Below are 23,844 nucleotides of genomic sequence, written 5' to 3'. Positions count from 1 at the left end.
CCTCGCCTGCTTGATTTCTTCAGGACTGCTTCTTCAGTGCTCGAGCCAGAATCGGAGCAATGTCCGCGAGCGCATCCGCGCTCATCATTTGCATGTGCTTGAACGGAGTCACGTGCTTCTCGATGCGGCCGCTCACATACGGCTCCCAGACCTCCGCCAGTCCGGTGGACGCACCGTCCCGCCCGGCCGCTTCGAAGAAGAGCATGTCGCCGTCGAACTTCTCGGTGGCTGTTGCCCGGCTGATCTTGAGGTTGTTCTCCGTGATGTCGATGAGAGCGGCAACGGTCCGTTCCTCAAGGCTGGCCAGTGTTCCGCCATGGGACTCGAGAATTTCAAGGATCCGTGGCATCTCGATCGGGCCGTTGCCCGGCTCTGCGTGGAAGGCCCCGATTCCGTCGAACGCGAGCTCCAGGAGATCGCGCTGGCTGCGCATGCTGTCCGCGCCGGCGTGCCCTCCAGTACCGGCATCGAGCACAGCCAGCAGGGACACCTGCTCACCCTCCTGCTGGAGGCGGGCCGCCAGGGTGTGGGCGACCTTGCCGCCGAAGGACCAGCCCAGGAGGGAGTACGGGCCGGACGGCTGGATCGCCCGGATTCGGCCGAGGTAGTCCTCGATCAACTCATCCAGATCGGCGGGGAACGGCTCGTCCGCGGCCAGACCGCGGGCCTGGAGCCCGTACACCGGGTGCTCCTTCGGGACGTAGCGCAGCAGCCCGGCGTAGCACCAGGCCATGCCGCCTCCGGGGTGCACGCAGAACAACGGCGAACGGCTGCCGACCGGCCGCAGTCTCAGCACGGGCTCCAGTGCGCTGTCCTGCTCCTCGCTGTCCGCCTGGCCCAGGTTCGTCAGAGCGGCCACGGTGGGAGTGTTGAGCAGGCTGTGAATCGAGAGCCTCACGCCCAGGATGGCGCGGATACGGCTGATGAGGCGGGTGGCGAGGAGGGAGTGGCCGCCGAGTTCGAAGAAGTTGTCGTCGATGCCGACCGAGGGCACGCCCAGGACCTCGGCGAACAGTCCGCACAGGATCTCCTCCCGCGGGTTCCGCGGACCGCGCCCGGCCCCGGCCGTCCTCGACATGTCCGGAGCGGGCAGGGCCCGGCGGTCGATCTTGCCGTTGGTGGTCAGCGGGAGTTGGTCGAGGACCATGAACGCGGAGGGGACCATGTACTCCGGCAACAGGCCGGCCGCGTGGGTGCGCAGCGCTTCGGTGTCCAGAGTGTCGGCGCCGACCGCGTAGCCGACCAGGCGTTTGTCGCCGGGCTGGTCCTCGCGGGCGATGACCGCGACCTGGGTCAGCCCTGGGAAGCGGCCCAATACGGCTTCGATCTCGCCCAGTTCGATGCGGAAGCCGCGGATCTTGACCTGGTCGTCGGCCCGGCCGACGAACTCCAACAGCCCTTCGTCGGACCAGCGGGCCAGGTCGCCGGTGCGGTACATACGGCTGCCGGCCGGTCCGAAGGGATCGGCCACGAACCGCTCCGCCGTCAGGTCCGGACGCCCGAAATAGCCCCGGGCCAACCCCGCACCCGCCAGATACAGTTCCCCAGCCACGCCTGCCGGGACCAGCGAGAGCGCGTCGTCCAGGATGTAGGCCCGCATGCCGTCCAGCGGACGCCCGACCGGTATCGGCGCGGGCACCACATCGGCAGCGGTCCAGGGAGCCTGGGACGCGAACAGGGTGGTCTCAGTCGGACCGTAGGCGCCGCGCACCACCGTATCCGGGCAATGCTCCAGCACCCGCCGCACCGCGGTCGGGGAGATCACATCACCACCCGTGATCACCTCCCGCACGTTCGCGAAACAGCCCGGGTTCTCCTCCGCCATCACCCGGAACAGACCCGCCGTCACCTGAAGCCCGGTGATCTCCTCCTCATCGATCAGCCGGGCCAGCGTCGCCACACTCAGATCACCTTCCGGCGTCACCACCGTCCGCCCACCGTGCAGCAGCGGCACCCACAGCTCGTAGGTCGAGGGATCGAAGGCATACGGAGCCAGCAGCAGCACCCGCTCGTGCGCGCCCGGCCCGAACATGCCGTCCACGACCAGGTCGAGGATGTCGCGGTGGGTGACCGCCACCCCCTTGGGCGTGCCGGTGGAGCCCGACGTGTACATCACGTACGCCAACTGCTCCGGATGGCAGTCCACTCCCGGGTCACCGACCGGCAGCCCGGCCAGCTCCTCGTCGTCGTCCACCACCACCAGGGCAGCACCACCGGGCAGGCCACGCTCGCGCATCGCCCGGTCGGCCAGCAGCACCGGCGCGGACGTCTCGTCCACGATCCACTGCATCCGCTCCAACGGATACCCACTGTGCAAGGGGAGGTAGAACGCCCCGGCCTTCAACACCGCCAGGAGGGCCACCACCAGATCCACCGAGCGTTCCATCAGCACCGCGACCGGCGCCTCCGGACCCACCCCCACACCCACCAGCCGATGCGCCAGCTGATTCGCCCGCTCATCCAACTCCCGGTACGACAACTCCCGCCCACCACACCGCACCGCCACCGCACCCGGAGAGCGCAGCACCTGAGCCGCAAAAGCCGCCTGCACCGATTCATCGATCATCGCCACATCAGACTCAGCTGACCGAGCCTCGGTAAAATCAACAGAATCTGCAGCACGCATTGCCAATCACCCTCTTTCGATATTGGGGTCGAACGTGTGTCGCGTGGAGAGAGCTACGTAAGAGCTCAATTGCTGAAAGTGGAAAGGGACACGGATCCCAAGGACCCGAATGACGCCCTGACGGTGGCGCCCGCCTCTAGATCAACCGCTGCGGCCAGCGATCCGGCCAGGACCAAGTCGCCGGCGCCGATCCCCGCGCCGAAAGAGGCCAATATGCGCACGAGGCAGGCCACGGACTCCGCCGGATGCCCCATCACGGCCGAACCGTTCGCCGTCTGAACGGAATCACCCGACTCGAACACCATCGTCTCGGCGGCGAGATCGCGCCCGTCGAAGGGAACGGCCTTACCCAAGACGGCCATTGCCGACGAGGCGTTGTCCGCGACGGTGTCCACCCACGCGATGTCCCAGTTCTTGATACGGCTGTCGAGCACCTCCAAGGCCGGGAAGACCTCGGTGGTGACCTTCAGTACGTCCGCAGCCGTCGTACGCGGATCGGAGAGGTCGGCGCCGATCCGGAACGCGATCTCCCCCTCGACCTTGGGTGAGATGAACCATCCAGGATCAAGACAGGCGCCGTCGGCGAGAAGCATGCCTTCGGTCAGGAACCCGAAATCCGGTTGATCGACGCCGAACATCTCCTGGATGGAGATGCTCGTGGCGCCGACCTTGTATCCGGCATGCACCGCCCCGTTCTTGTGTTCAAGGGTGCGGAACGTGCGCTGGATGGCGTAGGCGTCCAGCGCGGTGAACTCGGGATACCGAGCGGAGATGGACGGTATCGCCTTGCGCTCGTTCTTGGCGTTCCAAAGTTCGAAGGCTATTTTCTCGTGAACGGCGTGTAGATCCTGAAGCATGACTCGTGGCCCTTCGGGAAGTTACTTGGTCGCCACGAACAGCCGGCCACCCGGCATGATCTGTGACACGCAATCGACATTCGAGAAGCCGGCGCTGCGGAACTTTTCAACCCACTGGTCCGCGGTGGGCAGCTTGATTCCCATGAAATTCGAGTGCAGGTAGGTGAAGAGGGCGCTGAACTTACGCTCGCGAGCTTCCTGCCCGTACGAGACCGCGTCGACCACGACCAGGACGCCGCCGGGCGCGAGAGCCTTGTGGCAGGTGCGCAACACGTCTTCGAAGACGGATTCGTTCTGCAGGACGTCGTGCATCACGAAGCATGCCTGAATGACATCCGCCCCTTCGAGCGGACCGGGGTCGGTGATCAGAGACTCGACCGACCGCTCGATGACCTGCAGCCGATCGTCCACGCCGGCTCGTCCCGCGGCTTCTCGCGCGGCGGCACAGGCAGCCGGGCTCAGGTCGAGGGCGACACCGGAACGGCGGTCGCCCTGAACGAGGAGGTCGATGAGCAGGCCGGCCGCGCCCGCGCCGAGGTCGACGACGTGCTTCGCGTCGGCGGCCACGACCCGTTCGACAACGGCGGGGTAGGAGGCCCGATCCCCGATCCAGCGCGAACTGACCGCTACCCGGCGCCCGTCACGGCGATAGGCGTCAGCGGCGGACTTGCTGTCGGAGAGGAAGGCCCTGGCGTTCTGCACGAGCGGACTGTTGGCGGTCAGCGCCCAGGACAGATAGCCGACCTCGTGCCTCCAGTCCGCGTAGTCGTCCGACACGTGGTACAGGTCGTTCCCGTCCTCGGCGGCGACCAGCCCGGCGGCCGACAGCGCATGCACGTAGTCCCTGAGCCTGTCCGGGGAAAGACCTGTCACCTCGGCCAGTTCGGCGATACCGAACGTGCGGCCCGAGTCCAGCACCTCGTCCACGCCGATCTCGGCACCGATCTGGAGCAGTGCGGCGACAGCCGCAAAATCCGCTCCCACCTCGCGTGCGGAATCCAAGTTCACCTTTGCTCCTCAGTGTTCTGGACGATCATCAAATTACTTCGTACACGGAGTTCTTCTGGGCGAGCCCCATCGCCACTTCGATGATCGAATCTTCCTGGCCGGCGACGACGCCCCTACGGCCCAGTTCCATCAGGATTTCTCGCGGATCCACCTGGAAGCGCTCGGCGGCTCGGCGTGTGGGCGCGGCGAAGCCGGAGAAGACACCGGCGATGCCGCTCGCGATGGTGACGCTGTCGTTCGTCGGAATGCGCTTGACGAATGTGGATTCCGCGAGATCGGCTGCGTCAAGTGCCGCGAACAGCTGGAGCTTGGTCTCGATCTGTTCCAAGTGCAGGTTCGCGGCGACCAGTTCGAGCGGGGCGTTACCGGCCCCGGCACCGAAGCCGCGCGCCGTCACATCCACGACGGTCGCGCCGGCCTTGACGGCGGCCATGCTGTTCATCACCGAAAGGCCGAGGTTGTTATGGCCGTGGAAGCCGATCTCAATGTCGAGTTCCTCGACGAGGGCGCCGACCTTTTCATCAACTGCGGCCGGAGTGTACGCACCTGCCGAGTCCATCAGGATGACCGCGTGTGCTCCGTACTCCTGTATGAGCCGTGCCTGCTCGATGAGCGTCTCGGTCGACGCCATGTGACTCATCAGCAGCATGCCTTTGACCGTGACACCCATCTCACGGAGCATGGTGATCTGCTGGCGGGTCACATCCGCTTCTGTGCAGTGAGCGGCGACCCTGACTTCGTCAACTCCGCAGTCCAGTGCGGGCTTCAGGTCGCGTTCGACCGTCGCGAACCCGGGGATGGACATGACGCCGAGCCGTGTCTGCTTCAACTGGGCGCGCGCGGCTGTGAGCATCTCCGTGTCGGTCAGCGCGGCACGTCCCACTTGGATGGACGAGGCGCCAAGTCCATTGCCGTGACCGACCTCGAGGAGGTCCGCTCCCGCAAGCTCAGCGGCCTTGGCGTAAGCGACGATGTCCGCATGACCCAGTTGATGCGCTACGGCGTGATTTCCGTCCCGCAAGGTCGTGTCACAGATTTTGAGCTGCCGCTCGGCATGCGTCTTCATCGACGTGCCTCCGCTCGCCCCTCGGCAACAGCCACTGCCGCACAGGTGATGACGTCCAGATTCCCGGCGTAGCGTGGCAACCAGTCACCGAGTCCCTCTACTTCGATGGTCACCATGATGCGATCGCCGGTGGCAACTGGCGGAACGACAACGCGATAGCCCGGGACATAGGAATTGATCCGCTTCTCCATGTTGTCGACCGAGACGCGCAGCGCTTCCATGTCAACTTCTTCGGAAGCCGGGACGGCGATGGTGTTCCGCATCACTATTCCCGGCTCCGCCGGGTTGATGATGAGAATCGTCTTGGCGGCGTCTACCCGGCAAAATTCATGAGTGGCCTGCTGAGTAGTGAAGGCGTATTCATCAATGTTCGCCCTCGTCGCGGGACCGACACTCGCCGATGAGCTGGCTGTAGCGATTTCCAGGTACCCCAAGCCGTCGGAAGCATCGCTGAAGCAGCGCGCGATGGGAACCGCGGCTTGTCCACCGCAGGTCACCATGTTCACGTTCTGCTCGGTGAGGCACTCCTCAAGGTTCAGCGCCGGAACGCAGAACTTACCGAGATGCGACGGAGTGAGATCGATGACTGGAATGCCCAGACCTTCGAGTATGTTCCAGTTGTGCACCGCGTCCTTGGCCGACGTCGCATCGAAGACCACGTCGATCCGGTCCGCCATCTCAGCAACCGCGTCGATCCCGCCGGTGGTCGTTGGGATCCCGCGCGAATCGGCAAGCGCTATACCCGGAGAGCTGGTGCGTCGGCCGGCGAACGAGTCGCACCGGAGATGAGGCGAAGCCATGACCTTGAGCAGCAGGTCGCAGCCAATATTTCCCGTGCCTATGATAGCCACGCGAAGAGGGTCAGCAAGGGAGTCCTTTTGTGCGTGCATTCACCTATCCTCTTTTCGCAGTCTCTATGCTGTGAGCGTCAGGCCGAGTTTGGCCGACGAGATGGGCGGACACCGGGTCGACGGATTCAGCGTTCCAACCGGCCCGGCCCAATTCCAGAACGATCTGGCCGGCACGCGCCGCCGGCACCGCGAACGTGATGGAGAAGGTTCCTTGCTCCGGGGAGTGCCGCGGCACCACGTCCTCCGCCTCCACGTGGAATGTCTTGAGAGCGTCCAGCAAACGCACCAACTGTCCAGGGCTCTCCGCGACCAGAACTTCCACGTGCGTCTCTCTGTCCGCGGCCTGCCGTCCCTGAATCGCCGCCAGTCCGGCAGCACCCCTGTTCAGCAGGTCCACCATCGGCTCCAGGCTCTGGTTCCCCATGTCCTGCGGTGCACTGGACAAGTCGTCGAGCGTGGCCAGCAGTGTCGTCAGATCGTCTCTGAGTTCCCGGAGTACTCCGGCGACAGCGAGTGCGTTGGCTTGCAGGATGTCGCTCCACAGCCCGGTATCTCTGACAGCTGTCCGCGTCACGTCACGCAGCCCTTGCCCCGCGAGCCGAATCGCCTCCCGCGAGCCGTGTTGAAGTCGCGCGGCCATGAGGCTGGCCACGAGATGGGGAGCATGCGAAGTCAACGCCACTGCATTGTCGTGTGCGCGACTCTCCATGATCACTGGGACTGCCCCGCACAGCGCGATCATTTCGAGCACCCGGTTCACCGCATCCTGGGACGTCGCCTCCGAAGGAGTCAGGACCCAGGCCCGGTCCTCAAACAAATCCGCTTGAGCGGCAAGCGGGCCGCATCGCTCACGGCCGGCAAGAGGATGTCCACCCACATAACTGGACGGGGTGTCCACGGACTCCCGGATGTCTCGCGCCAGTTGAGCCTTCACACTGGCCACGTCGGTGTAGCTCCGGGCCAGCCCTCGCGCCTGCATCTCCGCGAGCACATCGCCAACTGCGCTCGGTGGTACCGCGATCACTGCCAAGTCGACCGGTTCGTCCGGAGCACCTACGACTCCCGCGCCCAACGCGGCGGCCGTGCGAGCGGCTACTTCATCCTTGTCGAGCAAATGCACTGTTATGCCATGCCGACTGATAGCCAAGCCGATTGATGTCCCGATCAGGCCCGTGCCGACCACAGCCATCGTTCGTATCATCGTTACCCCCATCACCCTCTGGGTGGCCACCGGCCACCGCAGGGCTCACCTGGACGCCACCGGCCTGCCCGCACCCCGAGAACCAACCCGAACGCGAGATCAGGTCAGTAGCCGAAATCCGCCCAGCGCATTCCGTCGGCGGACGACACAAGACCGCCTTCCCGAATCGGGCCTTCGTCGTCGACGACCCCTCCCAGCGCGGCATGGACCTGGATCTTGGCCCCCTCTTCGAGGACCGACTGGACAAGCGTCGAGTCGAACAGATCGCGATCCGTCCCACTCTCGCCTGCGGGCCGGTCGACCAGCTCGGAGAACTCCCGGAACTTGGACTCGCGCTGTTCGGTGTAGGAAGCGGCGTTGACCAATGCGCCTTCGCGTGAAGCTCCACCGCCGACCAGTTCGACAAAGGACTCGAGTCCGGGCGCCGAGCTGTTCATGACCTTCTTGGCGCTCCAGAAGTACGAATCCTCGTCCTGGTGCATGTCGTAGAACGCCACCAGGAAATCATGGAAGAGCGAGTACTCATTCCGGTACCGCACTTCGTACTCCTCGAAGCACTTCTTCTCTTCGAAGTCTCCGCTCAACGACGAGTTGATGGAGCGAGCGGCCAGAAGACCGCTGTACGTGGCGAGGTGCACGCCGGAGGAGAAGACCGGATCGATGAAGCATGCCGCATCGCCCACCAGGACCATGCCGGGGCGCCAGAAGGTGTCCTGGCAGTACGAGTAGTCCTTGCGGACCCGGATCTCGCCGTAGGGCCCGCTCTCCACCCGGCGTGCCTGGGACAGGTATTCCGCGATGAGCGGACATTCTTCGATCAGGCCCATCAGGGCCTTCTCCCGGTCCCCCTGAACTCGCTCCAGAGCCTCACGCCGCAGTACCGCACCGACGCTGGTGAGCTCATCGGTGAGCGGAATGTACCAGAACCAACCGGAGTTGAAGGCGGCGCAGAGAATATTGCCGGAGTTGGGGGCGGGAAGCCGCTTTCCGCCCTCGAAGTAGCCGAAGAGCGCGATGTTCTGGAAGAAGTCCGAGTAGTGCCGGGTACCGCCGATCCGGCTCTGAATACGGCTCTTGTTGCCGGAGGCGTCCACGACGAAGCGGCTGCGTACCTCGTGCCGAACTCCGTCAACGTCACTGTAGAGCACCCCGCAGACGCGGCCGTCCTCCTCGATGACATCCACCACGGAGCTCTTCTCGCGGACCTCAACTCCTTTGTCACGCGCGTTGTCCAGGAGAATCTGGTCGAATTTCATCCGCTCGACCTGGTAGGCCAGCGAGGTCGGGCCCGAGAAAGTCGCGGAAACGGAGAAGGAGAACGTCCACGGCTCGGGGCTGCTTCCCCATCGGAAGGTGCCTCCGCGCTTGGGCATGAACGCAGCCTTCTCCAACTCATCCGAGACACCGAGGAGTCGGCAGATACCATGCACCGTCGAAGGCAGCAGAGACTCCCCGATCTGATAGCGGGGGAATTCTTCCTTCTCCAGGACAAGAACACGGTAACCTTGCATAGCCACCAGGGTGGACACGGTAGAACCACCCGGCCCACCACCGACGACAACGACATCAAACTCGTGGTCGTCTTCGACGTGCATGGCATCTTCTCCTCGAATAGTTTGTTCAGGGAAATGAGAGATGTCCATCAGTGCGCACGGCCCCCGGAAACGAAGGAGCGCAAGGTGCGCGCGGCAGCCAGGTCGGCACAGCCGGCCAGGAGGAGGGCCTCCTCGAGTTCCGTCCGCAGAAGCGAAAGCACCTGGGCAACTCCCGGCGCCCCGGCTGTACTCAGCCCCCACAACACCGGACGCCCTATCAGGACCCCATCAGCGCCCAGCGCCAGTGCCCGCAGGATGTCGGTGCCGCTGCGGACACCGCTGTCCATAAGGACCTGGCACTGCCCGCCTATCGCTTCGACCACCCACGGCAGCGCGGTGATGCTGGGCAGCGCACCGTCCAACTGCCGGCCGCCGTGGTTGGAAACCACCACCGCATCGGCCCCGAGCCGGACGGCCTGCTCCGCGTCCCGTGGATCAAGGATGCCTTTGATCACCAAGGGAAGTCGGGTCTGCTCCCGGAGCCATTCCAGGTCGGACCAGCCGAACGTGGAGTCGAAGGTAATCTTCGTGTGCGTGGCCACGGCCGACTCGCCGGGTTGGCGGGAATGCGCCGCGGAAGGGCCGTCCGGCTCCAGGTTGGCACTACGGATCCAGGAGGGAAGCGCGAACTCGTTTCGCAGGTCGCGTAGCCGACGGCCCATGATCGGGACATCCACGGTCACCATCAATGCCTGGCAACCGACTTGCTCGGCGCGGCGAATCAACTCGACCATCCGACCGCGATCGTGCAACCAGTACAGCTGAAACCACAGGGTCGCCCCGACCTTGGCGATGTCCTCCAGCGAATGACTGCTGATCGTGCTGACCACAAAGGGCACCTGCGCCGCCAAAGCGCCCTCTGCGGCCGCGAGATCGCCCTCTGGATGCAGGAGACGCTGGTACGCCATCGGCGCGACGGCGAGGGGCAGCGCGGCCGAAGTGCCCAGAAACTGAGCACCGGTGTCGGTCTTCTTGACGCCTGCCAGCACCCTGGGCACGAGTTGCACGCTGTCCAGGGCCGCACGGTTGGCGTCCAGGGTAGATTCTGTGCCGCTGCCACCGGCAATGAAATCCCAGACAGCCGGCGCCAGCCGCGCGGCAGCCGACTGTTGCAGGTCTTTCACGCACACGGGATGCGTTCCCGCTGTATCGACCGGCGCCTCGGACTGCTGGGCCATTACTTCTCAGCCTCCGCTTCAGCCCGCTGCCGCTCGACTGCCTCGTAGAGTGCCTTGATGTTCCCGCTCCCGAAGGTGCGAGCCCCCAGACGCTCAATGACCTCCATGAAGAATGTGCCGTGCGGGTGGACCGAGGAAGTGAAGATCTGGAACAACTGGCCGTCATGGTCCTCGTCGACCAGGATATCCAGTTCTTGCAGTTCGGAGACAGAATGCTTGGTCAGATCCACGGACAGCAGCCGGTAGTAGGCATCGGGAGTGCTCAGGAAGGACACACCTCGCGACTTGAGCAGGCCCACTGACTCCACAATGTTGTCTGCGGTGAAAGCGATGTGCTGGACGCCGGCCCCATCGTGATTCTTCAGAAACTTGTCTATCTGCCCCGGCTCGAGCGAGGTATCGGGTTCGATCAAGGTAAGAGTGACAGAGCCGGATCGACTCTGGACCACCTTGGAATCCATTGCCTGCCTGCCCACCACGATGCGCTCTTCGAAGATCATCTGGAAGTCCAGGATCTTCTCGTAGAACTCCACGGTAGGCGTGAGCTGTCTAGCTTCGAGACAGACGGCGAAGTGGTCTATCTCACCGAGGCCACTGTCAAACCGAGCACCCGTTTCCGGAACCGATGAGAAACCCGGAAGTACCCGCGCATCGCTACTGGCAGGGCGCTGCACGAATGTGTGAACCACATCTCCGAAGCCTCTGATCGAGGCCGTTGTGAGCCCGTCCCGCTCGGCCGGCTCCGCCACCGGCGCGGCACCCCGGCGCACCGCCTCGGTGAATGCCTCCGTGGCATTGGAGGTCGTGAGCGCGATATTGGCCACTCCGTCACCGTGCTGCTCGACGTATGCGGCTGCGGGGTGGTCAGCACCCTGCGCCATCGTCAGCACCAGCCGGATCTGATTCTTGCCGAGCGCCACCGAACGGACGGCCTCGGCAGAATGTGCCGGTTCGGAAGCTCCGTAGACCTCGAACCCATAGCTGTCTATGAACTGCGCTGCAGCCACCGCCGTGTCTTGTACATAAAACTCGACATGGTCAATGGAGAGTTCATCGAAAACGGACCCGTTCGAATTCGCCATCTGCTTCACTATCTCGGTTGACTGTGTGGACAGGAACTGAGGTTGGTGAGGGCCGGCTGGGTTCATGCCGTTGTTTTCATCTGCTGCACAAGGCTATGCGGCCGCATTTCCGTCCAATTCGAGTTGATGTACTCGATGCACGATGTGCGGTCGTTCGCATGCACGGTGGTCCAGCCGGCCGGCACCTCCGCGAACTTCGGCCAGAGCGAATACTGCTTCTCCTCGTTGATGAGTACGAGATATTCCGCCTCGGGGTTTTCGAAAGGATTGGCCATTACCTCGCTCTTTCTGTGCTCGACCCTCGACGGTTTTAATTCGCCGCGACGGCATGGTCTTGGTCTTTGTCTTTGTCTTTGTCTTTGTCTTGATTCTGTCTTGCCCTATATGGCCAGACTAAGTGAGCCATTGGCGGACCACATCCCTCAACCTGGTAGGGCCATACGGGACCCGAGTGATACCCGAGCGGATATTGATCCGAAATCAAGGAAACACGCCCACACTCGAAGGGCGCTTCAGGACCGCTTGAGAGTCGTGCCTCCCTACCGGATCGAGGGGTGACCGCCCGGGGCCACTCGCCTAACCTGGCTGCGGAGATGCCGGATCCAGGGGGTTTCGCCGATTCTTTATCCGGGGCCTTCCATTCCGCAACGATCGTCAGCGTCGCTGGTCCAGCTGAACTTCGCGCGCTCTCAACACCGAAAAGGGTGATTGGCAATGCATGCTGTAGACGCTGCTGATCTTGTCGAGGCTCGGTCATTTGAGTCGCGCGCGGCGTTGGTCGGCGAATCGGTGCAGGCGGCTTTTGCGGCTCAGGTGCTGCGCTCTCCGGACGCGGTGGCGGTGCGGTGTGCTGGGCGGGAGTTGACCTACCGGGAGTTGGATGAGCGGGCGAATCAGCTGGCGCATCGGCTGGTGGGTGTGGGGGTGGGTCCGGAGGCGCCGGTCGCGGTGCTGATGGAGCGTTCGGTGGATCTGGTGGTGGCGCTGCTGGCGGTGTTGAAGGCGGGGGCGTTCTACCTCCCCTTGCACAGTGGGTATCCGTTGGAGCGGATGCAGTGGGTCGTGGACGAGACGTCCGCGCCGGTGCTGCTGGCCGACCGGGCGATGCGTGAGCGTGGCCTGCCCGGTGGTGCTGCCCTGGTGGTGGTGGATGAGGATGAGGAGCTGGCCGGTCTGCCGGTCGGTGATCCGGGGGTGGAGAGCCATCCGGAGCAGTTGGCGTACGTGATGTACACGTCGGGCTCGACCGGCACGCCGAAGGGGGTGGCGGTCACTCACCGCGACATCCTCGACCTGGTCGTGGACGGCATGTTCGGGGCGGGTGCGCATGAGCGGGTCCTGATGGTGGCTCCGTATGCCTTCGATCCCTCGACCTACGAGCTGTGGGTGCCGCTGCTGCACGGTGGGCGGACGGTCATCACGCCGGAAGGTGATCTGAGTGTGGCGACGCTGGCCCGGCTGATCGATGAGGAGGAGATCACCGGGCTTCAGGTGACGGCGGGTCTGTTCCGGGTGATGGCGGAGGAGAACCCGGGCTGTTTCGCGAACGTGCGGGAGGTGATCACGGGTGGTGATGTGATCTCTCCGACCGCGGTGCGGCGGGTGCTGGAACACTGCCCCAACACCGTCGTGCGATCGACGTACGGTCCGACTGAGACCACCCTGTTCGCGTCCCAGACCCCCTGGACCGCGGCCGATGCAGTGCCCGCGCCGATACCGGTCGGGCGTCCGCTGGACGGCATGCGCGCCCACATCCTGGACAGCAATCTGCAGCCGGTTCCGGCAGGGGCCACCGGCGAACTGTATCTGGCGGGTGCGGGGTTGGCCCGGGGCTATTTCGGGCGTCCGGATCTGACGGCGGAGCGGTTCGTGGCCGACCCCTTCGGCCCGGCCGGCAGCCGCATGTACCGCACCGGCGACCTGGCCCGCTGGTCCAGTGAAGGCCTGCTGGAGTTCGTCGGCCGGGCCGACGACCAGGTCAAGATCCGCGGCTTCCGCATCGAACTGGGCGAGATCGAAGCCGTATTGGGCCGCTTCCCAGGGCTGTCCCAGGTCGCGGTCATCGCCCGCGAGGACCAGCCCGGCGACAAACGCCTGGTCGGCTACGCGGTCGGCGCCGACACTCTGGACACCGAAGCGCTGCGCACCCACGCGGCCCGCCTGCTGCCGGAATACATGGTCCCCACCGCGTTCATGATCCTCGACCAACTCCCGCTGACCACCAACGGCAAGCTGGACCGCCGAGCCCTGCCGGCGCCCGTGTACGAAGCCGACCTGACCGGGCGCGGTCCGCGGAACCCGCAGGAGGAGATCCTGTGCGGACTGTTCGCCGAGGTCCTGGGCGTGCCCTCCGTCGGCATCGACGACAACTTCCTTGCACTGGGCGGCGACTCCCTCCTCGCCACCCGCCTGGTCAGCCGTATCCGATCGGCCCTGGGCATCGAACTTCCAGTTCCGACCCCCTTCGAGGCCCCCACCGTCGCCGCCCTCACCGACCGGATCGCGGAAGCGGACTCGGCCAGGCCCGCACTGACCGCGATGGAGCGCCCGGCACGGATCCCGCTGTCACCCGCACAGAACCGCCTCTGGTTCCTCAACAACCTGGAAAGGGCGAGCGCCACTTACGTCCTGCCGCTCGCAGTACGACTTTCAGGGGATCTCGATCGAGCGGCTCTGGAAGCGGCGATAGCCGATGTGATCGGCCGACACGAGGCCCTGCGGACGGTGTTCCCGGAGGCCGACGGGGAGCCTCAGCAGCTCATTCTGGCGCCCGACCAGGTCCGCCCTGAGCTGCCTGTGGTGGAGGTCGAGGCAGCGGACCTGGACGACGCACTTCGAGCCGCCGGCAACACCGCCTTCGATGTCACTGTCGATCTGCCGCTGCGGGCCCGGCTGTTCGCCACCGGCCCGGACCACCACGTCCTGCTCTTGATACAGCATCACATCGCATCCGATGGATGGTCGCTGGCGCCGCTTGCCCGTGACATCAGCCTTGCTTACGCCGCGCGGTGCGCGGGTACGGCGCCCACCTGGTCACCGTTGCCCGTGCAGTACGCCGACTTCACGTTGTGGCAGCGCGAGCTCCTCGGCGCGGAAGACGATCCCGGTTCTCTGATGAGTGAGCAACTGGCCTTCTGGAAGCGGTCACTTCAAGGAATTCCCGACCAGCTTGAGCTGCCCTTCGACCGCCCTCGGCCGAAGGTGGCCAGCTACCGCGGTGACACCGTCCGGATCAGGATCGACGCCGAGCTGCACCGTGCGCTGCTCGGCCTGGCCCAGGAGACGAACACCACGCTGTTCATGGTGCTCCAGGCCGCTCTCGCCACCCTGCTGAGCCGATTGGGCGCGGGCACGGACATCCCGCTCGGAACCCCGGTCGCGGGACGCACCGACGAAGCACTCGACGACCTCGTCGGCTTCTTCGTCAACACCCTGGTCCTGCGCAACGACACCTCGGGAAACCCGACGTTCCGGGACCTGCTCGCCCGGACCCGGGAGACCGACCTGGCCGCCTACTCCCACCAGGACGTACCGTTCGAACGACTCGTGGAGGCGATCAACCCGGAGCGGTCGCTGGCCCACAATCCCCTGTTCCAGGTCATGCTGGTGGTGCACAGCAATGCGGCCCCAGCGTTCGACCTGCCCGGTCTGTCGGCCGTCACCGAAGACCTCACCAACGACGTGACCAGCTTCGATCTCACCTTCAACTTCTACGAGGTCACAGACGGCGCCGGGGAACCCGCGGGGCTCGACGGCTTCCTGGAGTACCGCACCGACCTGTCCGACGTGAGCACCGCGGAGCGGTTCGTCGAGGGTCTCCGGTTGCTGCTGGCGGCCGTCGCCGAGCGCCCCGACCTGCCGATCAGCACCGCCGAACTGCTCTCCCCGACCGAGCAGAGCGAGCTGCTCGCCGAGGGAACAGGGGGCCCGGCCCCTGAGCACCGGTTCTTCACCGACCTCTTCCAGGAGCAGGCAGCGCTCCGCCCCGACTCACCGGCGCTGGAGCACGAAGGCACCGTACTCACCTATGCCGAGCTGAACACGCGGGCCAACCAAGTGGCCCGCTGGCTGATCCGGCAGGGCGTCGGCTCCGAGCAGCTGGTGGCGCTGGCGGTGCCCCGGTCGGTGGAGATGGTGGCGGCACTGCTGGGCATCCTGAAGGCCGGCGCCGCCTTCCTCCCCATCGATCCGGAGTACCCGGCGGACCGCATCACGTTCATGCTTGAGGACGCCGCCCCGGTCCGCGTGCTCACCAGCCGAGAGATGGCCGAGCGGCTCCCGCAGGGCGGCCCGGCCACCCTGGTCCTCGACGAACCTGGGGCCCTGGCCGGACTCGACGGTGCCAATCCCACGGATGCCGAGCGGACCGCTCGGCTCCGGCCCGACGACCTGGCGTACACCGTCTACACATCGGGTTCCACCGGCACGCCCAAGGGCGTGGCCGTCACCCACCGCGGTATCTGCGCGCTGGCCGCCACACTGGCGGAGAAGTACCAGGTCCGGTCGGACGACCGTGTCCTGCAGCTGGCCTCGATCAGCTTCGACATGGCCTTGGAGGACTACCTCCGGGCGTTCTGCTTCGGCGCGACCCTCGTCGTCCCCGCGCCTGGCCCCCTGGTCGGGGACGCCCTCGGCGACTATCTGGAGCAGCGCCGGATCTCCTGCGCCGACATGCCGCCCAGCGTGCTCGCCACCCTGCCGGCGCGGCACTTCCCCGCCCTGCGCGTGCTGAGCGTCGGCGGCGAGGCGTGCCCCCCGGCACTGATCGCGCGCTGGGCGGACGGTCGGCGGATGCTGAACCTCTACGGGCCCACCGAGTCGACGATCTCGGCGACGGCCAGCGAGCCGCTGTCCGGCACCGATTCGTCCGCGCCGATCCCCATCGGAGCTCCGGTGAGGGGCGCCCGGACGTACGTCCTGGACGAGCGGCTACGGCTGGCGCCGCGAGGGGTGCCGGGAGAGTTGTACATCGCGGGCGAGGGTGTGGCCCGGGGGTACCTGCGTCGCCAGGGACTGACGGCGGAGCGGTTCGTGGCCGATCCCTTCGGACCGGCCGGAAGCCGTATGTACCGCACCGGTGACCTGGTGCGGTGGCGGGGCGACGGCCAGCTTGAGTTCGTCGGCCGCGTCGACGACCAGGTGAAGATCCGCGGCTTCCGCATCGAACTCGGCGAGATCGATGCGGTGCTGGGTCGTCACCCGGCGGTGTCACAGGTTGCGGTCGTGGTGCGGGAAGAGCAGCCGGGTGACAAGCGTCTGGTGGCCTATGTGGTCGCTGAAGCCGGCAGCGAGGGGGTGCACGCGGACGACTTGCGCGCTCATGTGGGTGGATTGTTGCCGGAGTTCATGGTTCCTTCGGCATTCGTGGCGCTGGACCGTTTGCCGCTGACGACGAACGGCAAGCTGGACCGGCGCGCTCTGCCTGCGCCCGTGTATGAGGCGGAGGTGGGCGGGCGTGCTGCGCGGACTCCGCAGGAGGAGTTCCTGTGCGGGCTGTTCGCGGAGATCCTGGGCGTGCCGGCAGTGAGTATTGACGACAGTTTCTTCGAGTTGGGCGGGCATTCTCTGCTGGCTACCCGGGTGGTCAGCCGGATCAGGTCGGTTCTGGGTGTCGAGTTGCCGGTGCGGACCTTGTTCGAGGCTCCCACGGTCGCGGAGTTGACGGGTCAGGTCGCGGAAGCGGGTTCGGCCAGGCCCGCGTTGACGGTGGTGGAGCGTCCGGAGCTGGTTCCGCTGTCGCCGGCGCAGAATCGGCTGTGGTTCCTGAACAAGCTGGAAGGGGCGAGTGCCACCTACAACGTTCCGGTGGCGTTCCGGATCACCGGGGACCTGGACGCGGACGTCCTCGAACAGGCATTGAACGATGTGGTGGTACGGCACGAGAGCCTGCGGACGGTCTTCCAGGAGATCGACGGAACCCCGGCCCAGACAGTGCTGGCAGCGGACGCCGTCGACCTGACGCTGCACCACGTCAGCTGTGGCGCAAACGAGATCGATGCGACGCTGCGGACGGCCGGTCAGTACGTCTTCGACTTGTCCGCCGAACCGCCCCTGCGAGCAACGCTGTTCACAGTGAGTCCGAAGGAGCGGGTACTGCTGCTCCTCATGCACCACATCGCGAGCGACGGCGCTTCGCTGGGGCCTCTCGGACGCGATCTGGAGACCGCGTTCCGCGCCCGGCTCCAGGGCCAGGCACCGACGTGGTCCGCCCTCCCGGTGCAGTACGCCGACTACACCCTGTGGCAGCGGCAGCTCCTCGGCGCGGAGGAAGACCCCGACTCCCTGGTGAGCAAGCAACTGTCCTACTGGACAGAGGCGTTGGAGGGTAGCCCGGACCATCTTGAGCTGCCTCTCGACCACCCCCGGCCGAAGGTGGCCAGCTACCGCGGCGACATGGTTCCGGTCCGGATCGGCCCCGAGCTGCACCGCACGCTCATCGACCTGGCCCGGGACACGAACACCACGGTGTTCATGGTGCTCCAGGCCGCTGTCGCCACCCTGCTGAGCCGATTGGGCGCGGGTTCGGACATCCCGATCGGCACCCCGAGCGCAGGACGCACCGACGAGACCCTCGACGATCTGGTCGGTCTCTTCCTCAATACGCTGGTGTTGCGGACCGACACCTCAGGGAACCCCACATTCCAGGAACTTCTGGAGCGGGTCCGCAAGACCGCCCTGACCGCCTATATGCACCAGGACGTGCCGTTCGAGCGCGTGGTCGAGGCCGTAAATCCGACTCGCTCGCTGTCCTGGCATCCTCTCTTCCAGGTCATGGTGGTCCTGCAGAACACCGGCGGATACGAGTTCTCGCTGCCCGGCGTGGTGATGGAAGCCGAGGACGTATTCAGTACCCGTACGGCCAAGTTTGATCTTGGCTTCATCCTCAACGAGCACTACGAGGCCGACAACCGTCCGGCCGGGCTCGACGGAATGCTCGAGTACAACACCGACGTCTTCCAGAAGGCCACTGCCGAACGGATGGTGGCCCAGCTGGTACAGGTGCTGACACAGCTCAGCACCGCTCCCGACCGCCGGATCGGTGAAGCGGAAATTCTGTCGGAGACAGAGCGTGTGCGGTTGTTGGGGTTGTGTGCCGGGGCGGAGTCTGGTGAGGGGCTTACGGCTGGTTCGGTGCAGGCGGCTTTTGCGGCTCAGGTGCTGCGCTCTCCGGGTGCGGTGGCGGTGCGGTGTGCTGGGCGGGAGTTGACCTACCGGGAGTTGGATGAGCGGGCGAATCAGCTGGCGCATCGGCTGGTCGGCCTGGGAGTGGATCCGGAGGCGCCGGTCGCGGTGCTGATGGAACGCTCGGTGGATCTGATGGTGGCCCTCCTGGCGGTGTTGAAGGCCGGGGCGTTTTACCTCCCCTTGCACAGTGGTTACCCGTTGGAGCGGATGCAGTGGATCGTGGACGAGACGTCCGCGCCGGTGCTGCTGGCCGATGCCGCGATGCGTGAGCGTGGCCTGCCGGCTGCTTCTGTGGTTGTGGTGGTGGATGAGGACGAGGAGCTGGCCGGTCTGCCGGTCGGTGACCCGGGAGTGGACTGCCATCCGGAGCAGTTGGCGTACGTGATGTACACGTCGGGCTCCACCGGCACGCCCAAGGGGGTGGCGGTCACCCACCGCGACATCCTCGACCTGGTCGTGGACGGCATGTTCGGGCCGGGCGCGCACGAGCGGGTGCTGCTGCTGGCCTCGTACGCCTTCGATCCCTCGACCTATGCCTTCTGGGTGCCGCTGCTGCACGGCGGACGCACCGTCATCACACCGGAAGGCGAACTGGGAGTCGCCGAGCTGGCCCGGCTGATCGTCGAGGAGGAGATCACCGGCCTGGACATCACGGCCGGTCTGTTCCGGGTGATGGCCGAGGAGAACCCAGGCTGCTTCGCGAACGTGCGCGAGGTGATCACGGGTGGTGACCTGATCTCCCCTACCGCCGTGCGGCGGGTCCTGGAGCACTGCCCGGACACCGCCGTGCGCTGCGCCTACGGACCCACCGAGACCACCCTGTTCGCGACGCAGGCCCCCTGGACCGCTGCCGATGTGGTGCCCGCGCCGGTGCCGGTCGGGCGTCCGCTGGACGGCATGCGCGCCTATGTTCTCGATGAGACCCTGGCGCTGGTCCCGGCAGGCGTGGCTGGGGAACTGTATCTGGCGGGTGCGGGGCTGGCCCGGGGCTATTTCGCGCGTCCGGATCTGACGGCGGAGCGGTTCGTGGCCGATCCCTTCGGACCGGCCGGCAGCCGCATGTACCGCACCGGCGACCTGGCCCGCTGGTCCAGTGAAGGCCTGCTGGAGTTCGTCGGCCGGGCCGACGACCAGGTCAAGATCCGCGGCTTCCGCATCGAACTGGGCGAGATCGAAGCCGTATTGGGCCGCTTCCCAGGGCTGTCCCAGGTCGCGGTCATCGCCCGCGAGGACCAGCCCGGCGACAAACGCCTCGTCGGCTACGTGGTCGCCGAGCCGGGCCACAGCGCCGAGGTGGATGTCGAGACCCTGCGTGCGCATGCGGCGGGTCTGCTGCCGGAGTACATGGTGCCCTCGGCATTCGTGATCCTCGACCGGCTCCCGCTGACCACCAACGGCAAGCTGGACCGGCGGGCCCTGCCCGCCCCCGACCTGCCGGCGACCGGAGCGGGACGCGGTCCGCGGAACCCGCGCGAGGAGATCCTGTGCGGCCTGTTCGCCGAGGTCCTGGCTGTGCCCGCGGTCGGCATCGACGACAACTTCTTCGAACTCGGCGGCCACTCCCTCCTCGCCACCCGCCTGGCCAGCCGCATTCGTTCGACCCTGGGCATCGAGCTTCCAGTACGCACCCTCTTCGAAACTCCCACCATCGCCACCCTTGTCCAGCAGTTGGACCGGACGCCGGGGAGCTCTTCGGGGGACTCGTTGAGGGTCCTGCTCCCCCTGCGCGCCGAAGGGGATCTCGACCCGCTGTTCTGTATCCATCCGGCGATCGGGCTCAGTTGGTCGTACTCCGGCCTCTTGCGCCATTTGGACCGTCAGCAGCCTCTTTACGGCCTGCAGGCCCGTAAGTTCAGCCAGCCGGACGCCGCGGCACCCGGGCTGGAGGAGATGGTCGAGGACTACCTGAACGAGATCCGAACAGTTCAGCCTTCCGGTCCGTACGCCCTCCTCGGCTGGTCCTTCGGGGGCATCGTGGCTCACGCCCTCGCGGTCCGCTTGCAGGACGAAGGCGAGGAAGTAGCCCTGCTCGCCATGATGGACAGTTACCTGCCCACTGACGGCTGGGAGAGTCAGCGGTTGTCGTACGACAGCCCGGAGGTACTGAGTGCCATCGCCGAGTCCATCGGACATGACCCGACCTCGCCTGAAAGCCCTCTCGCTGGGCTCGGCGCGGCTGAGTTCTCGGCTCTGGTCAAAGTCTTCGTGGATATCGCCAACTTGAGCGATCACATCAGTGTCGGCAAGTTCATGGGCGACATCCTGTTCTTTGCCGCGGCTGCCGACAAGGCGGACGGTGAACTCACTCCCGCTGTCTGGTCTCCGCATACGAACGGACGCGTTGAAGTACACGCCATCGACTGCGTGCACGGGGATATGACCCAGCCCCAACCACTGTCCGAAATAGGACAGATATTGGCTGCAAGGTTGGCCGGTAGCACGGGAAAACAGGGCAAAATCCATTCTCAGGAGAACCGTTGAAAGTCACCAGCAAAGAGAAGGCGCCCCAGCCGCCCTTGGGCAGCAACTTCAACAAGGTGTGGGTGGCCATGATCGCCTCGTCATTGGGCGATGGCATTCAGCTGGCCGCACTGCCCCTGCTGGCAATTCAACTGACCAGTGATCCACTGCTCATCGGTACGGTCGGCGCTGTCGCCACTCTGCCATGGCTCGTGCTCGGTCTGCAGGCCGGAGCACTCGTGGACCGGTGGGACCGGAAAAAGGTGATGCTGCGTGCGGACATCGTCCGGTTCACCATCCTCGCCCTGCTCACGACTGCCGTACTGACCGATCATGCAAGTATCTACCTGCTGATTGTCGCGGGATTCGCTCTGGGCTGCGGAGACATCTTCTTCGACATCTCCGCACAGGCCGTCCTGCCTGTGGTCGTCTCCGGGGATCAGGCTCTCATTCGGGCCAACGGCCGGGTCTCCGCGGCTCAGATCAATGGCGAACAGCTCGCAGGCCCCCCGCTCGGCGGTGTGCTCTTCTCCCTGTCACATTCTCTGCCGTTCCTGGGGAACGCGTTCTCCTTCATGATCAGCGCATTCTTCGTCGGTTCCCTGAAGGGTGACTTCGCGAACGCGCCGACCGCCGAGCCGACCCGCAGAAGCCTTCGTGCCGAGGTCGCCGAAGGACTGCGCTGGCTGCTGAAGCATCGAGTGCTACGAGCGCTGGCCGCCACCGCTGCCGTCGGCAACCTCGTCTTCACCGCCAAAATGGCGCTGTTGGTCCTGCTGGCCAAGGACCAACTCGGCCTCGGTGAGATCGGCTACGGTCTGCTGCTGAGCTCGACTGCGGTCGGTGCCTTCGTTGGCAGTTTCGTGTCCTCTTCGATCTCCAAGAAGATCAAAGTGGGCAGCATGCGATGCCTCGGCATGGTCGTCGAAGGACTGGCGGTCGTCGGACTCGGCCTGACGGGAAACCCCTGGGTTGCCGGCGGAATGATGGCCATCATCGGATTCTCGATGAGTGTCAATATCGTCATCGTCGGAGCACTGCGGCAGAGTCTCGCACCGGCGGAAATTCGCGGACGAGTGCTCTCTGCCAGCCGCTTGATCTCGCTCATGGGTGCACCCTTCGGAGCTGTTCTCGGAGGCTACCTCGCGGGTGCGATCAGTCTGCGGGCGCCGTTCATCATGGGCGGTCTCCTGATGGTCCTGGTGGCCCTGGTCAGCCTGCCCGCGCTCAGCAATCGCTCCATTCAGGAAGCGACAGAAGAAGCTTCCGCCACGCCATCGGACCAGGACTCGCCGACGCCCGCGACATCGAACCAAGGCGCGTCGAAGTAGTCGCGGGGTCGCTGTTCCTCACAGGGAAACGAGGTCGCATGAACGACAGTGGAGTGGCACTTCTGGCCGCCGACCTGAGCACGGATCGACTGCATGCGGCGCTCCGGGATCCGGCGCTCGCCTCCATGAACTTCTTGAACGAGGTGGCCGGCCGCTTCCCGGAGGCCATTTCGCTCGCTGCCGGCCGGCCCAGTGAGGAATTCTTCGACGTCGACGATCTTCCTCGATATCTGCGGATCTTCTGCGACTACCTGGCGGCCGAGGTAGGCGCGGACGCAGAACTCATACGCCGCACCCTCTTCCAGTACGGTCGGACCAAGGGCATCATTCACGAGCTGCTCGCCCGGAATCTCGCCTGTGACGAGGGCATCGACGTCGACCCGGAGTCGATCGTCGTCACGGTCGGCTGCCAGGAGGCGATGTTCCTGGTGCTCCGGGCGCTTCGCATGGACGAGCGCGACGTCGTGCTGACGGTTTCGCCGGGCTACGTCGGACTGGCCGGTGCCGCGAGGCTGGTGGACATGCCCCTCTGGGCGGTGCGGGAGAACGAGGACGGCGTCGACCTCGGCCACTTGGTCGAGCAGATCGAGGCGGTGCGCGCCGCGGGGAAGCGGCCACGGGCCTTCTACCTCGTCCCGGACTTCGCCAACCCCTCCGGCGCGAGCCTCGACCTGGAGGCCAGGCACACATTGCTCGCCATCGCGGCGGAGCACGATCTGCTGATCCTCGAGGACAATCCGTATGGGTTGTTCCAGGCCGAAGACAGTCAGCGCTTGCCCACACTGAAGGCCCTCGACACTTCGCGGCGGGTCATCTATCTCGGCTCGCTCGCCAAGACCTGCTTTCCCGGAGTCAGGGTTGGCTTTGCGGTCGCGGATCAGCGCGTGGCTGGTGCGGATGGAGGCTCCACGCTGTTCGCGGACGAGCTGTCCAAGATCAAAAGCATGCTCACCGTCAACACCTCACCCCTGGCCCAGGCCATTGCGGGAGGCAAGCTGCTGGAGCATGACTGCAGTCTGGTCAAAGCAAACACCAGAGAAGTACAGCTCTACAGCCGAAATCTGCGGCTGCTGCTGGAGGGGATGGGCCGACGGTTCCCCCGGGGCGAAAATCACCAGGTCTCATGGAATACGCCCGGCGGTGGGTTTTTCGTGGTGGTCACCGTTCCGTTTATTGCCGACGACGCCGCACTGGAATATGGGGCCAGTAAGTACGGCGTCCTGTGGACACCCATGAGCCATTTCTACGACGGCCGTGGCGGCGAGAATCAGCTACGCCTGTCGGTGAGCGTGGTGTCGCCGGACGAGATTGAAGCTGGACTGGATCGACTGGCGATGCTGATCGCCGATCTTTCAGGCAAGGAAATATCTACGCAGTAGTCACCAATTCTGAAGGCCAGGAGAT

At 65.4% G+C, this 23,844-nt stretch carries 13 protein-coding genes; 3 read left to right on the top strand and 10 right to left on the bottom strand.

Translation table 11 applies throughout. The features are described from left to right. Positions 1 to 19: 19 nt before the first annotated feature. From ACTWQO_RS32465 to ACTWQO_RS32420, 10 genes are all read right to left on the bottom strand, one after another. Positions 20 to 2,566 carry an amino acid adenylation domain-containing protein gene (locus ACTWQO_RS32465; protein WP_443240945.1) on the bottom strand — a complete coding sequence of 849 codons (2,547 nt, stop codon included), beginning with the start codon at positions 2,564 to 2,566 and terminating at the stop codon, positions 20 to 22. Positions 2,567 to 2,691: 125 nt separating this feature from the next. Next, on the bottom strand, positions 2,692 to 3,483 hold the full coding sequence (locus ACTWQO_RS32460) for a 2-keto-4-pentenoate hydratase (RefSeq protein ID WP_443240944.1): 792 nt from the start codon (positions 3,481 to 3,483) through the stop codon (positions 2,692 to 2,694). A gap of 21 nt (positions 3,484 to 3,504) precedes the next feature. Next, the gene (locus ACTWQO_RS32455; protein ID WP_443240943.1) at positions 3,505 to 4,410 is read right to left on the bottom strand and encodes a class I SAM-dependent methyltransferase; all 906 of its coding nucleotides are present in this window, start codon (positions 4,408 to 4,410) and stop codon (positions 3,505 to 3,507) included. 109 nt (positions 4,411 to 4,519) lie between these two features. Then, positions 4,520 to 5,557: a 4-hydroxy-2-oxovalerate aldolase gene (gene dmpG, locus ACTWQO_RS32450; protein WP_443240942.1), complete on the bottom strand. Its 1,038-nt coding sequence runs from the start codon at positions 5,555 to 5,557 to the stop codon at positions 4,520 to 4,522. Then, positions 5,554 to 6,408, bottom strand: coding sequence for an acetaldehyde dehydrogenase (acetylating) (locus ACTWQO_RS32445; protein ID WP_443240941.1), 855 nt, complete (start codon positions 6,406 to 6,408; stop codon positions 5,554 to 5,556). Before ACTWQO_RS32445 ends, dmpG begins: the two co-directional genes overlap by 4 nt. 43 nt (positions 6,409 to 6,451) lie before the next feature. Next, on the bottom strand, positions 6,452 to 7,597 hold the full coding sequence (locus tag ACTWQO_RS32440) for a prephenate dehydrogenase (protein ID WP_443240940.1): 1,146 nt from the start codon (positions 7,595 to 7,597) through the stop codon (positions 6,452 to 6,454). Between the two features lie 116 nt (positions 7,598 to 7,713). Further along, positions 7,714 to 9,204, bottom strand: coding sequence for a tryptophan 7-halogenase (locus ACTWQO_RS32435; protein ID WP_443240939.1), 1,491 nt, complete (start codon positions 9,202 to 9,204; stop codon positions 7,714 to 7,716). 47 nt (positions 9,205 to 9,251) lie between these two features. Further along, positions 9,252 to 10,382: an alpha-hydroxy acid oxidase gene (locus tag ACTWQO_RS32430; RefSeq protein WP_443240938.1), complete on the bottom strand. Its 1,131-nt coding sequence runs from the start codon at positions 10,380 to 10,382 to the stop codon at positions 9,252 to 9,254. After that, positions 10,382 to 11,464, bottom strand: a complete 1,083-nt coding sequence (gene hppD / locus ACTWQO_RS32425; RefSeq protein ID WP_443240937.1) for a 4-hydroxyphenylpyruvate dioxygenase — start codon at positions 11,462 to 11,464, stop codon at positions 10,382 to 10,384. The genes ACTWQO_RS32430 and hppD overlap by 1 nt, the downstream gene beginning before the upstream one ends. A gap of 62 nt (positions 11,465 to 11,526) precedes the next feature. Beyond that, positions 11,527 to 11,739, bottom strand: a complete 213-nt coding sequence (locus ACTWQO_RS32420) for an MbtH family protein (protein WP_443240936.1) — start codon at positions 11,737 to 11,739, stop codon at positions 11,527 to 11,529. A gap of 439 nt (positions 11,740 to 12,178) precedes the next feature. Between ACTWQO_RS32420 and ACTWQO_RS32415 the strand changes: the two genes are divergently transcribed. Genes ACTWQO_RS32415 through ACTWQO_RS32405 form a run of 3 tightly spaced genes read left to right on the top strand, consistent with a single transcriptional unit; the run spans position 12,179 to position 23,819 of the window. Then, the gene (locus ACTWQO_RS32415) at positions 12,179 to 21,130 is read left to right on the top strand and encodes an amino acid adenylation domain-containing protein (protein WP_443240935.1); all 8,952 of its coding nucleotides are present in this window, start codon (positions 12,179 to 12,181) and stop codon (positions 21,128 to 21,130) included. Then, a complete protein-coding gene (locus tag ACTWQO_RS32410; RefSeq protein ID WP_443240934.1) occupies positions 21,127 to 22,440 on the top strand; it encodes an MFS transporter in 1,314 nt (437 codons plus the stop codon). The genes ACTWQO_RS32415 and ACTWQO_RS32410 overlap by 4 nt, the downstream gene beginning before the upstream one ends. A gap of 38 nt (positions 22,441 to 22,478) precedes the next feature. Beyond that, positions 22,479 to 23,819: an aminotransferase-like domain-containing protein gene (locus ACTWQO_RS32405; RefSeq protein WP_443240933.1), complete on the top strand. Its 1,341-nt coding sequence runs from the start codon at positions 22,479 to 22,481 to the stop codon at positions 23,817 to 23,819. The last annotated feature ends 25 nt before the right edge of the window (positions 23,820 to 23,844 follow it).

The sequence above is a fragment of the Streptomyces sp. 4N124 genome, from assembly GCF_052245395.1.
In the GTDB taxonomy this organism is placed as follows: Bacteria; Actinomycetota; Actinomycetes; order Streptomycetales; family Streptomycetaceae; genus Streptomyces.
This window is presented reverse-complemented; position numbering and strand designations above follow the sequence as displayed.